We start from the raw sequence: 14269 nt of genomic DNA on the forward strand, positions 1-14269 counted from the left end.
TGGACGCCGCGCCCGCCACGCCTGCGCGCGGCGGCGGACGGCGCCCAGGTATCGGTCAGCCCTGTCCCGCGGCCAGGGCCTGGATTTCGGTCTCGGACAGCCCGAGACGCTCGCTGAGCACCTGGCGGGTGTGCTCGCCCAGCAGCGGCGGGGCGCGGCGGTACTCGACGGGGCTGTCGGAGAAACGCAGCGGACTGCTGGCGGTCGGCACGGTGCCGGCGCTCGGGTGCGGCAGCTCGCGCCTGATCTGGCGGGCCACCACCTGCGGGTCTTCGAAGACCTGGTCCAGCGTATTGATGGGCCCGGCCGGCACGCCGGCGCTCTCCAGCGCGGCCAGCCAGGCATCGCGCTCGCCGGTGGCCATGCGCTCGGCCAGCAGCGGCACCAGCTCATCGCGGTTCTGCACCCGCTGCGGATTGGTGGCAAAGCGCGGATCGTCGGCCAGTTCGGGCAGGTCGATCACGCGGCAATAGTTGCGGAACTGGCTGTCGTTGCCCACCGCCACGATCAGGTGGCCGTCGCTGACCGCGAACACCTGGTAGGGCATCAGGTTCTGGTGTGCGTTGCCGGCGCGGCGCGGCGCCTTGCCGGAAGTCATGTAATTGAGATTCTGGTTGGCCAGCATGGCCACCTGGCAATCGAGCAGGGCCATGTCGATATGCTGGCCCAGCCCGCTGCGGTTGCGCTCGTGCAGCGCGGCCAGGATGCCAACCGTGGAATACATGCCGGTCATCAGGTCGGTCACCGCCACGCCCGCCTTCTGCGGGCCGCCGCCGGGCAGGTCATCGCGCTCGCCGGTGATGCTCATCAGGCCGCCCATGCCCTGGATCATGAAATCGTAGCCGGGGCGGCTGGCATACGGGCCGGTCTGGCCGAAGCCCGTGATCGAGCAATAGATCAGGCGCGGGTTGATGGCCTTGACGCTTTCGTAGTCCAGCCCGTACTTGCGCAGGCCGCCGACCTTGAAGTTCTCGACCAGGATGTCGCATTGCTGCGCCAGTTCGCGCACCAGCTCCGCCCCGCGCGGCGTGGCGATGTCCAGCGCCACCGACAGCTTGTTGCGGTTGGCCGAGAGGTAGTAGGCCGCCTCGGTGGTGTCGTTGCCGGCCGCATCCTTCAGATAGGGCGGCCCCCAGGCGCGCGTGTCGTCGCCCGCGCCGGGCCGTTCGATCTTGATGACTTCCGCACCCAGGTCGGCCAGGTTCTGGGTACACCAGGGGCCCGCCAGCACGCGGGTGAGATCCAGCACGCGAATGCCGGTCAGGGGAGCAGGACGTTGCGACATGTCGGTAGAAAGAAAGAGCCAGGGGAAGCAGGCATATTAGCCCCTGGCGCCAGGCGGTAAGTTTTGTTTTCGGCACGTTGTTGTGCGCGGCGCGCACAACGACGCGGCTGCGCTACGCGTACGCCTTGAGGGTTTCGCGCGCGATGACCAATTGCTGGATCTGGCTGGTGCCCTCGAAAATGCGGAACAGGCGGACATCGCGGTAGAAACGCTCGACCGCGTACTCGGAGATATAGCCCGCGCCGCCGTGGATCTGCACCGCCCGGTCGGCCACGCGCCCGACCATCTCGGTGGCGTACAGCTTGCTGCAGACCGCCTCCATCGTCACGTTCTGGCCCAGGTCGCGCTTGCGCGCGGCGTCCAGCACCATCGAACGCGCCGCGTACAGCTCGGTCTGGCTGTCGGCGATCATCGCCTGCACCAGCTGGAACTCCGCGATCGGCTGGCCGAACTGCTTGCGCTCCAGCGCGTAGCGCACCGCATCGCGCACCAGCCGCTCGGCGATGCCCACGCACAGCGCCGCGATATGCAGCCGACCCTTGTCCAGCACGCGCATCGAGGTGCGAAAGCCCGTGCCCTCCTTGCCGCCCAGCAGCGCCTCGGCCGGCACCCGGCAATTGTCGAACACCACGTCGCAGGTCAAGGCGCCGGCCTGGCCCATTTTCTTGTCCGGCTTGCCCAGCGTCACGCCCGGCGTGCCGGCCTCGACCAGGAAACACGAGATCGAATCGGCGCGGCGCTCGGGCGCGGTGCGCGCCATGACCGAGAACAGCCCGGCGACGGGCGCATTGGTGATGAAGCGCTTGGTGCCGTTCAGGACATAGTGGTCGCCGTCGCGGACCGCGCTGGTGCGCAGCGCCATGGCATCCGAGCCGGCGTCCGGCTCGGTCAGAGCGAACGAGCCGATCAGCTCGCCGCTGGCCAGCTTGGGCAGATAGCGCTGGCGCTGGTCGTCGGTGCCGGCCAGCACGATGGATTGCGAACCGATGCCGATATTGGCGCCGGCCAGCGACCGGAAAGCCGGCGAGGTCTGCCCCAGCTCGAACACCACGCGCACTTCCTCTTCCATGGTCAGGCCCAGCCCGCCATAATCCGCGGCGATCGACAGGCCGAACAAGCCCAGGTCGCGCATTTCCTGGACGATCTCGTCGGGAATGCTGCCGGTTTCGGCCAGCTCGTTCTCGGCCGGGACCAGCCGGTCGTTGACGAAGCGGCGTACCGCGTCCAGCAACAGGTTCAGGGTTTCATTGTCCAGCGCCATGATGCACCTCGAGGGAATATAAAGTGGGATGGGCCCGCGCGGCGTCAGATGCGCAGGCCGTTGAAAAGCAAGTCGTAGTAGCCGTCGGCGATCTGCTCGGCGCTGTCGCCCTGGCCAGGCTTGTACCAGCGCACCATCCAGTTCAGCATCGACAGCACCGCGCGGCCGGTGGCTGCCACGTCCAGCCGGCGCAGCGTTCCCGTGGCCATGCCCTGCTCCAGCAGGTCGCGCAGCAGTTGTTCGTAGCGGTCGCGCAATTGCGCGGCGTCGGCGCGCTCGGGCAGCGCCATGCCGGAATAGCCGATCAGCATGGTCACGAATTGCTCGTGATGGCGCGCGAAATAGCGGGCATGCCCCACCATGAAGGCGCGCAGCCGTTCGCAGGCCTCGCGCTGGCGCTCCACCTCGCGGGTCACGGCCTGCAACAGGCCGGCCAGCGTCTCCAGGATGATGGCGTCGTAGATGTCCTGCTTGGTCGGGAAATAGTGATAGAGGGCGGCCTTGGACACCCCGATGGCCGCGGCCAGATCGGCGACCGAGCTGTTTTCGTAGCCGCTGCGGGCGAACAGGCGCGCGGCCTCCTCGAGAATGCGCTCGCGCGGCGCGGCCAGCGTGGGCGGGCGGCCGGCGCGCGCGCGCTTCGGAGCAGGGGCAGGAGCATCGGCCATGGCGTTATCCTGGCGGGCAAGGCGCGCCCCTGCCTGCATTGACAGGGGCTGGCCGCTTGCCGTTAAATGGGTTCATCAATTAATTACCGGACGACCGGTAAGTAATTATAGGCACAGATTTCCCCCGCGCTCAACAACCGGAATCGTCCCTCATGAACGCACGAGACACCGCCATGCCCCATCCCGTGGTTGCCGAGCTGTACGCCAGCATGACCCTGCCCGTGGTCTGCTCGCCCATGTTTATCGTCTCCAACCCCAAGCTGGCGATCGCGCAATGCGTCAGCGGCGTCATGGGGTCGTTTCCCGCGCTCAATGCGCGCCCCCAATCGCTGCTGGGCGACTGGCTCGACGAAGTCGAGGCCGGCCTGGCCGAACACCGCCGCGTGCATCCGGACGGCATCGTGGCGCCGTACGCGGTCAACCAGATCATCCACCAGTCGAACGACCGGCTCGAACATGACCTGGACGTGTGCGCCCGCCACCGGGCGCCCTACATCATCACCAGCCTGCGCGCGCCCGGCGACCTGGTTGCCGGCGTGCATGCCTGGGGCGGCAAGGTCTTCCACGACGTCACGACCGTGCGCCACGCCGAGAAGGCCCTGGAGGCCGGCGTCGACGGCCTGATCCTGGTGTGCGCCGGCGCGGGCGGCCACGCCGGCACGCTCAGCCCGTTCGCGCTGGTCTCCGAGGTACGGCGCTTCTACGACGGGCCGCTGGTGCTGTCCGGCGCGATCACCTCGGGCCAGGGCATCCTGGCGGCGCTCGCCATGGGGGCCGACTTCGCCTATATGGGTACGCGCTTCATCGCGACCGCCGAGGCCAATGCCTCCGAGGCCTACAAGCAGGCCATCGTCGACGCGAGCGCGTCCGACGTGCTGTACACGCCTTTTTTCACCGGCATTCCCGGCAACTACCTGAAAGCCAGCATCGTGGCCGCCGGCCTGGACCCGGCCGACCTGCCGGCGGCCGAGGCGGCCTCGTCCAACTTCGGCACGACGCGGGCCAAGCCCTGGAAGGACATCTGGGGCGCCGGCCAGGGCGTAGGCGGCATTGCCAGCGTGCTGCCGGCGCGCGAACTGGTCGCGTCGCTGCGCGCCGAGTATGCCCAGGCACAGGCGCGGCTGGGCGCGCGCAACCTGGGATGAACAGCCTGCTGACCGAGCGCGACGCAGCCGTGCTCACCCTGACCATCAACCGCCCCGAACGGCGCAATGCGCTGGATACCGCCACCTACGACGCGCTGGCGGCGCAGCTGCGCGCCGCCGACGCCGACACCGGCCTGGCCGCGGTCATCCTGACCGGCGCCGGCGACCATTTCACCGCCGGCAACGACCTGCGCGACTTCCAGGCCGAGCGTGCGGCCGGCGACAGCCCGGCCCTGCGCTTCCTGCGCGCGCTGGTCGACACCGACGTGCCGGTGCTGGCCGCCGTGGAAGGACATGCGGTCGGCGTGGGCGTCACGCTGCTGCAGCACTGCGATTTCGCCTTCGCGGCCGGCACCGCCCGGCTGCGCATGCCGTTCGTGGCGCTGGGGCTGTGCCCGGAAGGAGCTTCCAGCCTGCTGCTGCCCCGGCTGGCCGGCATGCGCAAGGCCGCCGAATGGCTGTTGCAAGGGCGCGCCTTCGACGCCGCCGAGGCGCATGCCGCCGGGCTGCTCACCGGCGTCACCGAGCCGGGCCAGGCCCTGGCAGCCGCGCGGGCCGTCGCCGCCGACCTGGCCGCGCAGCCGCGCCAGGCGCTGCGCGTAAGCAAGCGCATGCTGCGCCAGGCCGACCGCGCCGCGATCCACGCCACGCTCGACCACGAGGCCGAACAGTTTCGCGAGCGCCTGCGCAGCCCCGAAGCCCAGCAGGCTTTCGCCCGCTTTTTCAACAAGTAGCCCGGCCGCACGCCATGCGCCGGCGCCCGTCCCGATGCGCGGCGGGAAGGCGCCTGTCCCCACCGGGACAGGCGCCTCCTTACCGGAAGTCCGGCGCGCGCTTCTCGCGCAGCGACTTGATGCCTTCGTGCACGTCGGGCCCGGCAAAACCCATGAACTCCAGGGCCAGCGACGTATCGAACGACGGGCCCGCCATGCGCAGCCAGTTGTTCAAGGCGTACTTGGTCCAGCGAATGGCGGTTTGCGAACCGGCCGCCAGGCGGCCGGCCACTTCGAAGGCCTTGGACAGCAGTTCGGCGCGATCCACGCACAGCGACACCAGGCCGATGCGCTCGGCCTCTTCGCCGCTGACCGCGTCGCACCGCAACAAGTAGTACTTGGCCTTGGCCATGCCGCACAGCAGCGGCCAGACGATGGCGGCATGGTCGCCGGCGGCCACCCCCAGCCGGGTATGGCCATCGATGATGCGCGCATCGCGGGCCGCGATCGAGATATCGGCCAGCAGCCCCGCCACCAACCCCGCGCCGACCGCCGCGCCATGCATGGCCGAGACGATGGGCTTGTTGCAGTTGATGATGTTGTAGACCAGGTCGCGCGCCTCGCGCCAGACCCGGGTGCGCACCTCGAAATCCTCGGCCATCTGCTGCACCAGCCCCAGATCGCCGCCGCCCGAGAACCCATTGCCTTCGCCACGGATCACCACCACCCGGGTCTGGTCGTCGGTATCGATATCGCGCCACACATCGGCCAGCTCGCGGTGCAGGCGCTCGTCGGCGGTGGACAACTTGCCGCTGGCGTCCTTGGCGCCCATGACCAGCTCCAGGATGCCCTCCGGATGGCGGCGGATGCGCAAGGCCCGGTAGCGGGCATAGTGCTCGGGATTGGTGTCTGTTTCGCTCATGTTTTGTCTCCATCGGGCGTGGCCGGCCGGCCCGGCTTTCGGGCACTATAGTGGAAAGCGGCACCGCCGCCCGCTGGAGTTTCATCGCATGGACACCTCTTCCCTGCCGGCCATCGAGCGCCAGCACCTGCCCGCCTTGTTCGCCGCCCGGCCCACCGACGCCCACAAAGGCAGTTGCGGCACCCTGGGCGTGATCGGCGGCGGGCCCGGCATGGTGGGCGCCGCGCTGCTGGCCGCCCGCGCCGGGCTGAAAGTGGGGGCCGGCAAGGTGCTGGTCGGCCTGGTCGCCGAAACCCCGCCGCTGCCCTGCGATCCCATGCAGCCCGAACTGATGCTGCGCGATTTCCGCGGCCTGCTGGAAGCAGGCCTGGGCATCGACGCCTGGACGGCCGGCTGCGGCTGCGGCATGGACGCGCTGGCCGCCAACGCCCTGTCCGAACTGTTCCAGCTGCGTGGCGACGCCGCGCTGGTGCTCGACGCGGACGGCCTGAACCTGCTGGCGGCCGGCGCCGTGCAGCCGCGCTGGGGCGATGCCCCGGTCGTCCTCACGCCCCACCCGGCCGAGGCGGGCCGGCTGCTCGGCCTGTCCACCGAGGCCGTGCAGGCGGACCGGCCCGCCGCCGCCCGGACGCTGGCCGCGCGCTACGGCGCCTGGGTCGTGCTCAAGGGAGCGGGCAGCATCGTCTGCGACCCCGCCGGCGCCTGCCGGATCAACCGCACCGGCAACCCGGGCCTGGCCACCGCGGGCACCGGCGACGTGCTGGCAGGCATCCTGGGGGCCCTGCTCGCCCAGCGCATCGCGCCCGAACAGGCTGTGCCAGGCGCGGTATGGCTGCACGGCGCCGCGGCCGACGCCCTGGTGACACATGGGATCGGCCCCATCGGCCTGACCGCCGGCGAACTGGCCGACAGCGCCCGGCGCCTGCGCAACAGCCGCGCCTAAGTGGTTGAAGCCGCTCGAAAAAGGCCTTTTTGCAACACCCTAGGGTAAACCCTGAATTTCACTTGCCAAGTGACTAGGGTTTTCCCTATAGTGGATTACACCTAGACGAAACGTACTGGAGTAAGCCATGAGCGACCTGACCCTTAGCCACAACGCCCGCCTGACCGACTCGCTGGAGCGTGAACTGCTGCGCGGCGCTATGGAAGACCAATCGAACACCATCCGCCCGCTGGCCGCCGTGAAGGCTGCCGCCGTCGGCGTCGGCCGCGGTGTGCGCGCCGTGTTCGCCTTCATCGACGAAGTCAACGAATCGATGAACCGCGCCCGCGCCCAAAGCGCCCACTACACCGGCTCGCAGTGGTAATCGGCTGACCGCCGGTTCGGGCCCGCACGCAGTCACGCGGCCCGAGCCGGTCTTGCCACCCGCCGGGCCTGCCTCGGCCGGCGGATGGCATGCGACGCCGTTGCCTCCCTCGCGGCGCCGCTGCGCTGCGTCTGGCCTGCCTGGCAGACGCGGCGTTTCTTCCGCCCCCTTTCCTCGCTTCCCCCCTCCCCGCTGACAATATCCCAGGCCAAGGCGCCCACTGGCTGTCGCATCGCGTTGACAATGCGCGATCCGGCTACCGATAATCGCGCCGGTATCCACCCGGAGTTGTCACCATGAAGTTGCGCACCACTTTGGCCCTGCTGGCCACCAGCGCCGGCCTCGCAGCCGCGCCCGGCAGCGCATCGGCACAGTCGCTGAAAATCGCCCTGTCGTCCGAACCCACGTCCGCCGACCCCCACTATCACAAGCAGACGCAGAATGACGCGTTCTCGGCGCACGTCTACAGCTCGCTGATCGGCCGCGACGCCGACATGAAGCTGGTTCCGGCGCTGGCGACCTCGTGGAAGAACCTGGACGACCTGACCTGGGAATTCAAGCTGCGCGACGACGTCAAGTTCTCCAACGGCAAGCCGTTCACGTCCGAGGACGTGCTGTTCACGATCTGCCGCACGCTGAACAACGAAACCAACGTTTCGCAGTCCTACATGGATACCACCAAGCGCATCGCGGACGTGCAGACGCCCGATGCGCATACCGTCATCATCAAGACGGCCGCGCCGCTGCCGCTGCTGCCGGCCGAGCTGGCGCGCTCGCTGCCCATCGTCTGGAACGGCATCGTCGAGCACGGCAAGCTGACGTTCAACCCCAAGGAAGGCTGCGGCGTGACCGGCCCGTGGCCGACCGTCGCCGACTTCAACAACGGCAAGGACGCCATCGGCACCGGCCCGTACAAGCTGAAGTCGTACGTCAAGGGCACCGGCATCGAGCTGGAGCGCAATGACAACTATTGGGGACCGAAGCCGTACTGGAAAGACGTGAAAATGGTGCCGGTGCCCAACGCGGGCCCGCGCCTGACCGGCCTGCTGTCGGGCGACTTCGATGTCATCGAAAACCCGGCCGCGCGCGACCTGCCGCGCATCAAGAGCAACCCGCAGTTCGGCTTCGTGGCCACGCCCTCGACCCGCCTGATCTTCTTCCAGCCCGACGTGGGCCGCAACCCCAGCCCGCTGGTCAAGAGCGCCGACGGCAAGAACCCGCTGCAGGATCTGCGCGTGCGCCAGGCCATCTCCATGGCCATCGACCGCAAGACCATCGTCACACGCCTGATGGACGGCATCGCCACGCCGGCCTACCAGTACATGCCCGACGGCATGTTCGGCGGCGTGCCCAACGCTCCCGAGATCAAGTACGACCCGGAAGGCGCCAAGAAGCTGCTGGCCGAGGCCGGCTACGCAAACGGTTTCGAGCTGACGATTTCCACGCCCAACGACCGCTACGTCAACGACGGGCAGATCGCCCAGGCCGTGGCGCAGTACCTGTCGCGCGTGGGCATCAAGGCCAATGTCGACGCCATGACGGCCTCGCTGTACTTCCCCAAGCGCGCCAAGCGCGAATTCAGCTTCTCGATGGGCGGCTGGCCGGCCGAAGTCGGCGAAGCCTCGGCGCTGTTCCAGCTGTGGGTCGCGTCGCTGGACTCTCCCAGGAGCCTGGGCACCAGCAACTATGGCGGCTTCTCCAACGCCGAGTTCGACAAGGTATTCACCGAGGCCCTGGTGACGGTGGACGTGGCCAAGCGCGAGAAGCTGCTGCAGCAATCGACCCAGATCGCGCTGGACAACGTGCCGCTGATCCCGCTGCACTTCGAAAGCAGCATCTGGGCTTTCCGCAAGGGCCTGACGTACGAAGGCCGCCGCGACCAGTTCACGCTGGCCATGTCGGTCCAGCCTGCCGACCAGAAGTAGGCATGAAGCCGGACGGGTTCGTACCGTCCGCGCGACAGGGGCGCCGCCATGCGGCGCCCCTACGCATTTCAGCGGGCCGTAGTTGTAACCCCTATACAATTTGAGCCGTTTTCCGGAGTTGCCATGTCCCCGCCCCCCGCCGTCGCCGCCGTCCGCCCGTTCGAACTCGCCTGTCCCAGGCTGGACGCCGAGCGCGTGGGCAACGGCGCCACGCCCGGGGTCTGGCACTTCGATGCGGGCCTGCCGGGCCGCCACGTGCTGCTGACAGCGCTGATCCACGGCAATGAGCTGTGCGGCGCCTGGGCGCTGAAGGACGCGCTGGCAGCCGGCCTGCGGCCGCGCCGCGGCAAGCTGACGCTGGCATTCTGCAACCTGGCGGCGTTCGACCGCTTCGATCCGCTGAACTACGCGCCGGCGCGCTTCGTCGACGAAGACATGAACCGGGTCTGGAGCGCCGACAAGCCGGCGGCGCCCGACACGCAGGAGCGCCGCCGCGCGCGTGCGCTGCTGCCGTGGGTGGAACAGGCCGACTGGCTGCTGGATTTCCACTCGATGAGCAATGCCGACGAGCCGCTGCAGCTGACCGGCACCCAACCGCGCAATATCGAGCTGGCGCTCAAGCTGGGCAACCCGGCCCATCTGGTCGCCGATGCGGGACACGCGGCCGGCGTGCGCCTGCGCGACTACGGCCGCTTCGGCGCCGAAGGCGAGAACGGCACGCGCTCGCTGCTGATCGAATGCGGCTTTCACGGCGCGCCGGCCAGCCGCACGGTTGCGCGGGACATCCTGGCGCGTTTCCTGCTGGAGGCCGGCACCCTGGCAGCCGACGATATCCCCCCCGGCTGGCTGGCCGACGCGGCGCCGCGCCAGCGCGCGCTGCGCGTCACGCATGCGGTGGCCGCGCGCAGCGCGGATTTCCGCTTTGCCCAGCCGTGGCAGGGACTGGAACGGATTGCGCGCGCCGGCACGGTGATCGGCTGGTCCGATGGCGAGCCGGTCGCCACGCCTTACGATGATTGCGTACTGATCATGCCCTCGCTGGCGAACCTGCGCCCGGGCGTGACCGTGGTGCGCCTGGCCCAACCTATCTGACCGGCCGGACCGGCGACGGCCGGACCGGTCTTTCGAAGACCACCAAGGAATCCATAACGTGGCCTTGTTCATCCTGCGCAGGCTCATACAAAGCCTGTTCGTCCTGCTGGCCGTCTCGGTCGTGGTGTTCTTCGCGGTGTACGCCGTGGGCGACCCGATCGAATTGCTGGTCAGCCCCGAGGCCAGCGCGGATGCGCGCCAGGCCATGATCGCGCGCCTGGGCCTGGACCTGCCGGTATGGCAGCAGTACGGCAACTTCCTCTGGCGCGCCCTGCATGGCGACCTGGGCAACTCGTTCGTCCACGGCATCCCCGCCATCTCGCTGATCCTGCAGCGCATCCCGGCCACGTTCGAGCTGGTGCTGGTCGCCATCGTCCTGACCTGTACCATCGGCATTCCGCTCGGCCTGGTGGCCGGCCTGCATCGCGACCGGCCGCTGGGCCGCGGCATCATGGCCACCTCGGTGCTGGGATTCTCGCTGCCCAATTTCTGGCAGGGCATGATGCTGATCCTGCTGTTCTCGGTCTGGCTGGGCTGGCTGCCCGCCTCGGGGCGCGGCGACACCGCCAACCTGTTCGGCGTGCCGCTGTCCATCCTGACGCTGGACGGCTGGTCGCACGTCATCATGCCGGCCATCAACCTGGCGGTCGCCAACGTGGCGCTGGTGCTGCGCCTGACCGCCTCGGGCGTGGTCGAGGCGCAATCGCAGGAGTACGTGAAGTTCGCCCGCGCCAAGGGCATCAAGCCCGGCCGCATCGTGCGCCGCCACATTCTGCGCAACATCCTCATCCCGGTCGTTACCGTCATCGGCATGGAATTCGGCCACCTGATCGCGTATTCGACGATCACCGAAACCGTCTTCGCCTGGCCCGGCATGGGCAAGCTGCTGATCGACAGCGTCTACCAGCTCGACCGCCCCGTGGTGGTGGCCTATGTCATGCTGGTCACGCTGATCTTCGTCGTCATCAACCTGGTGGTCGACATACTCTACGCCGCGCTCGATCCGCGCGTGCAACTGGTCGCCCCCGCACAGTAGGTCAGACATGGCAAATCCCCCGAGCAACGGCCGCACGCGCACCGTCCACCCCCTGTCGGAGACGCCGCGCCGCGCCCAGATCCTGAAGCAGCTGCACAGCCGCCCCACCGTGCGCGGTTCGGTCATCGCGCTGCTGGCGCTGGTGGCGCTGATCCTGCTGGCGCCGTACTTCGCGCCGCAGAATCCCTACGACCTCGCCAGCCTGAACCTGCTCGACGGCCGCCTGCCGCCGCGCTCGCCCACCATGGACGGCGGCTTCTACTGGCTGGGCACCGACGACCAGGGGCGCGATATGTTCAGCGCCATTCTGTACGGGCTGCGCATCAGCCTGCTGGTGGGCCTGACCGCGGTGGTGCTGGCCACGGCCATCGGCAGCCTGGTGGGCCTGCTGGCCGCCTATGCCGGCGGCGTGATCGACGCCGTCCTGATGCGCATCGTCGATTTCATCCTCGGTTTTCCCACCATCCTGGTGGCGCTGGTGCTGCTGGCCATGATGGGCCGCGGCGTGGACAAGGTGATCCTGGCGCTGGTGGTGGTGCAATGGGCGCACTATGCGCGCATCATGCGCGGCCGCGCCTTGCAGGAGCGCCGCAAGGAATATGTCGAGGCGGCCGCCAACCTGGGCTTTCCCGCCTGGCGCATCATGCTGTTCCACTTGCTGCCCAATTGCATGGCGCCGGTCATGGTGTTTGCCACCATCCAGATCGCCAACGCCATCGTGCTGGAAGCCACGCTGTCGTTCCTGGGCGTGGGCGTACCGGTCACCGAGCCTTCGCTGGGCCTGCTCATCGCCAATGGCTTCCAGTACCTGCTGTCGGGCGACTACTGGATCAGCCTGTTCCCCGGCCTGGCGCTGCTGCTGCTTATCCTCTCCATCAACATCGTGGGCGATCGCCTCCGAGAAAGCCTGGACCCGCGACGAGCATGAAAGACATCCTCCTGGACGTGCGCGGCCTGCGCACCGCATTCCATACCGAAGCCGGCGCCTGGCCCGCCGTCGACGGCGTCGACCTGGTCGTGCGCCGCGGCGAAATCGTGGGGCTGGTCGGCGAATCCGGCTCGGGCAAATCGGTCACCGGGTTTTCGCTGCTGGGGCTGATCGACCCGCCCGGCGAAGTAGTCGAAGGCGAGATCCGCTTCAAGGACAAGGACCTGCGCAAGCTGGGCGAAGAGCAGATGCGGCAGCTGCGCGGCAACCGCATCGCCATGATCTTCCAGGATCCGCTGATGACGCTGAACCCGGTGCTGCGCATCGGCGAACAGATGGCCGAAGCCATTCTCACGCATGAGAACGTCCCGCGCGCCCAGGCCATGGAGCGTTGCCGCGAGGCGCTGGAGATGGTGGGCATTCCGTCGCCCGAAAAGCGCCTGCGCAGCTTCCCGCACGAATTCTCCGGCGGCATGCGCCAGCGCGTGGCGATCGCCATCGCCATGCTCAACAAGCCCGACCTGATCATCTGCGACGAACCCACCACGGCCCTGGATGTCACCATCCAGGGGCAGATTCTCTACCGCATGCAGGAAATCTGCCGCCAGCACGACACGGCGCTGATCTGGATCACGCACGACCTGGGCGTGGTGGCCGAGCTGGCCGACCGCGTCGCGGTCATGTATGCGGGCCGCATCGTCGAATCGGGGCCGGTGGACGCCGTGCTGGACGCGCCGCGCCACCCCTATACGCGCGGCCTGCTCGAATCGATGCCGGCGCAGACGCAGCCTGGCGCGCGCCTGCGCCAGATCGACGGCATGGCGCCGACACTGTCGGCGCGCCCATGGGGCTGCGCCTTCCGTCCGCGCTGCCCCAATGCCGTGACGCGCTGCACCGAACAGGCGCCCTCCGTGACTCAAGAAGGTCCGCGCAGCTACCGCTGCTACGTGCCCATCGCCAGCGAGACCGCAACCGCATGACGACCTCCGACCTGCCCGTTATCGAACTGCGCGATGTCCACAAGCGCTTCGAACACCGTCCCGACATGGCCCAGCGTCTGCTTGCGCTGACCGGCAAGCCGCTGGACCGCCATACCGTACATGCCGTCAACGGCGTATCGCTGTCGGTGCGCCGCGGCGAAGTGCTGGGCCTGGTGGGCGAATCCGGCTGCGGCAAATCGACCCTGGGACGGGTGGTCGCCGGCCTGCACCGCGAGAGCGCCGGCGAGCTGCTGTACCAGGGCCGCCCGGCGGCGCAACTGCGCGGCGCCGACCGGCTTGCCTATGTCCTGGGCGTGCAGATGATCTTCCAGGATCCGCAGGCCTCGCTCAACCCGCGCCAGTGCCTGCGCCAGATCCTGGCCGAAGCGCTCAAGGTGCACAAGCTGGCGCCGCCGGCCGAGATCCCGGCGCGGGTGGACCGCGCGCTGGCGGAGGTGGGCCTGGACCGCGAATACCGCGAGCGCTACTCGCACCAGATCTCGGGCGGCCAGCGCCAGCGCATCGGCATCGCCCGCGCCCTGATGGTCGAACCCCGGTTCCTCGTATGCGACGAACCGGTGGCGGCGCTGGATGTCTCCATCCAGGCTCAGGTCATCAATCTGTTCATGGACCTGCGCGAACAACGCGGCCTGACGTACCTGTTCATCAGCCACGACCTGGGCGTGGTGCGCCATATTTCGGACCGGGTCGCTATCATGTACCTGGGCAAGATCGTCGAACAGGCCAGCTCGGCCGAGATCTTCGCCCATCCGAACCACCCCTATACGCAGGCGCTGATGGCCGAAGTGCCCGACGTAGGCCGGCGCGGCCGGGTCTTCACGCCGATCCGCGGGGAGATCCCGTCGCCGCTGGACCCGCCGCCGGGCTGTACGTTCCATCCGCGCTGCCCGCATGCCATGCCGCGCTGCCGCGAACAGGCGCCGGTGCTGCGTGAAATCGCGTCAGGCCATGTTTCGGCCTGCCACCTGAACGACACCGCAAGCTGA

At 68.6% G+C, this 14269-nt stretch carries 14 protein-coding genes; 10 read left to right on the plus strand and 4 right to left on the minus strand.

Going from position 1 to position 14269, the window contains the following annotated elements:
• Window positions 1–55 precede the first annotated feature (55 nt).
• From LK409_RS18775 to LK409_RS18785, 3 genes are all read right to left on the minus strand, one after another.
• On the minus strand, window positions 56–1285 hold the full coding sequence (locus LK409_RS18775) for a CaiB/BaiF CoA transferase family protein (RefSeq protein ID WP_010929393.1): 1230 nt from the start codon (window positions 1283–1285) through the stop codon (window positions 56–58).
• A 112-nt stretch (window positions 1286–1397) separates the two neighbouring features.
• Window positions 1398–2546: an acyl-CoA dehydrogenase family protein gene (locus LK409_RS18780; RefSeq protein ID WP_010929394.1), complete on the minus strand. Its 1149-nt coding sequence runs from the start codon at window positions 2544–2546 to the stop codon at window positions 1398–1400.
• 44 nt (window positions 2547–2590) lie between these two features.
• A complete protein-coding gene (locus tag LK409_RS18785; protein WP_003815309.1) occupies window positions 2591–3253 on the minus strand; it encodes a TetR/AcrR family transcriptional regulator in 663 nt (220 codons plus the stop codon).
• A 113-nt stretch (window positions 3254–3366) separates the two neighbouring features.
• On the opposite strand from LK409_RS18785, the gene LK409_RS18790 reads away from it, so the two are divergent.
• Both LK409_RS18790 and LK409_RS18795 read left to right on the plus strand, forming a co-directional pair.
• Window positions 3367–4359 (plus strand): NAD(P)H-dependent flavin oxidoreductase, encoded by a 993-nt coding sequence (locus tag LK409_RS18790; protein ID WP_010929395.1) that lies wholly within the window; start codon window positions 3367–3369, stop codon window positions 4357–4359.
• Window positions 4356–5093, plus strand: a complete 738-nt coding sequence (locus LK409_RS18795; RefSeq protein WP_003815313.1) for an enoyl-CoA hydratase-related protein — start codon at window positions 4356–4358, stop codon at window positions 5091–5093. Before LK409_RS18790 ends, LK409_RS18795 begins: the two co-directional genes overlap by 4 nt.
• 79 nt (window positions 5094–5172) lie before the next feature.
• Here the strand turns inward: LK409_RS18795 and LK409_RS18800 are convergent, their stop codons facing one another.
• Window positions 5173–5994, minus strand: a complete 822-nt coding sequence (locus LK409_RS18800) for an enoyl-CoA hydratase/isomerase family protein (RefSeq protein WP_010929396.1) — start codon at window positions 5992–5994, stop codon at window positions 5173–5175.
• 88 nt (window positions 5995–6082) lie between these two features.
• Here LK409_RS18800 and LK409_RS18805 point away from each other — a divergent pair, with 88 nt between their 5' ends.
• The 8 genes from LK409_RS18805 to LK409_RS18840 all read left to right on the plus strand — a co-directional run bounded on the left by LK409_RS18805 (window position 6083) and on the right by LK409_RS18840 (window position 14269).
• The gene (locus tag LK409_RS18805) at window positions 6083–6937 is read left to right on the plus strand and encodes an NAD(P)H-hydrate dehydratase (RefSeq protein WP_010929397.1); all 855 of its coding nucleotides are present in this window, start codon (window positions 6083–6085) and stop codon (window positions 6935–6937) included.
• A 127-nt stretch (window positions 6938–7064) separates the two neighbouring features.
• Complete coding sequence (locus LK409_RS18810; protein WP_003815317.1) at window positions 7065–7301, plus strand: hypothetical protein; 237 nt, start codon at window positions 7065–7067, stop codon at window positions 7299–7301.
• 296 nt (window positions 7302–7597) lie between these two features.
• Complete coding sequence (locus LK409_RS18815) at window positions 7598–9226, plus strand: ABC transporter substrate-binding protein (protein ID WP_003815318.1); 1629 nt, start codon at window positions 7598–7600, stop codon at window positions 9224–9226.
• Window positions 9227–9274: 48 nt separating this feature from the next.
• Window positions 9275–10318, plus strand: a complete 1044-nt coding sequence (locus tag LK409_RS18820; protein ID WP_010929398.1) for a M14 family metallopeptidase — start codon at window positions 9275–9277, stop codon at window positions 10316–10318.
• A gap of 58 nt (window positions 10319–10376) precedes the next feature.
• Complete coding sequence (locus LK409_RS18825) at window positions 10377–11354, plus strand: ABC transporter permease (protein WP_003815321.1); 978 nt, start codon at window positions 10377–10379, stop codon at window positions 11352–11354.
• A gap of 7 nt (window positions 11355–11361) precedes the next feature.
• Window positions 11362–12282: an ABC transporter permease gene (locus LK409_RS18830; RefSeq protein WP_010929399.1), complete on the plus strand. Its 921-nt coding sequence runs from the start codon at window positions 11362–11364 to the stop codon at window positions 12280–12282.
• Window positions 12279–13262 (plus strand): ABC transporter ATP-binding protein, encoded by a 984-nt coding sequence (locus tag LK409_RS18835; protein ID WP_010929400.1) that lies wholly within the window; start codon window positions 12279–12281, stop codon window positions 13260–13262. The genes LK409_RS18830 and LK409_RS18835 overlap by 4 nt, the downstream gene beginning before the upstream one ends.
• Window positions 13259–14269 carry an ABC transporter ATP-binding protein gene (locus tag LK409_RS18840; protein WP_010929401.1) on the plus strand — a complete coding sequence of 337 codons (1011 nt, stop codon included), beginning with the start codon at window positions 13259–13261 and terminating at the stop codon, window positions 14267–14269. Before LK409_RS18835 ends, LK409_RS18840 begins: the two co-directional genes overlap by 4 nt.

It is taken from the genome of Bordetella parapertussis (genome assembly GCF_020735925.1).
In the GTDB taxonomy this organism is placed as follows: Bacteria; Pseudomonadota; Gammaproteobacteria; order Burkholderiales; family Burkholderiaceae_B; genus Bordetella; species Bordetella pertussis.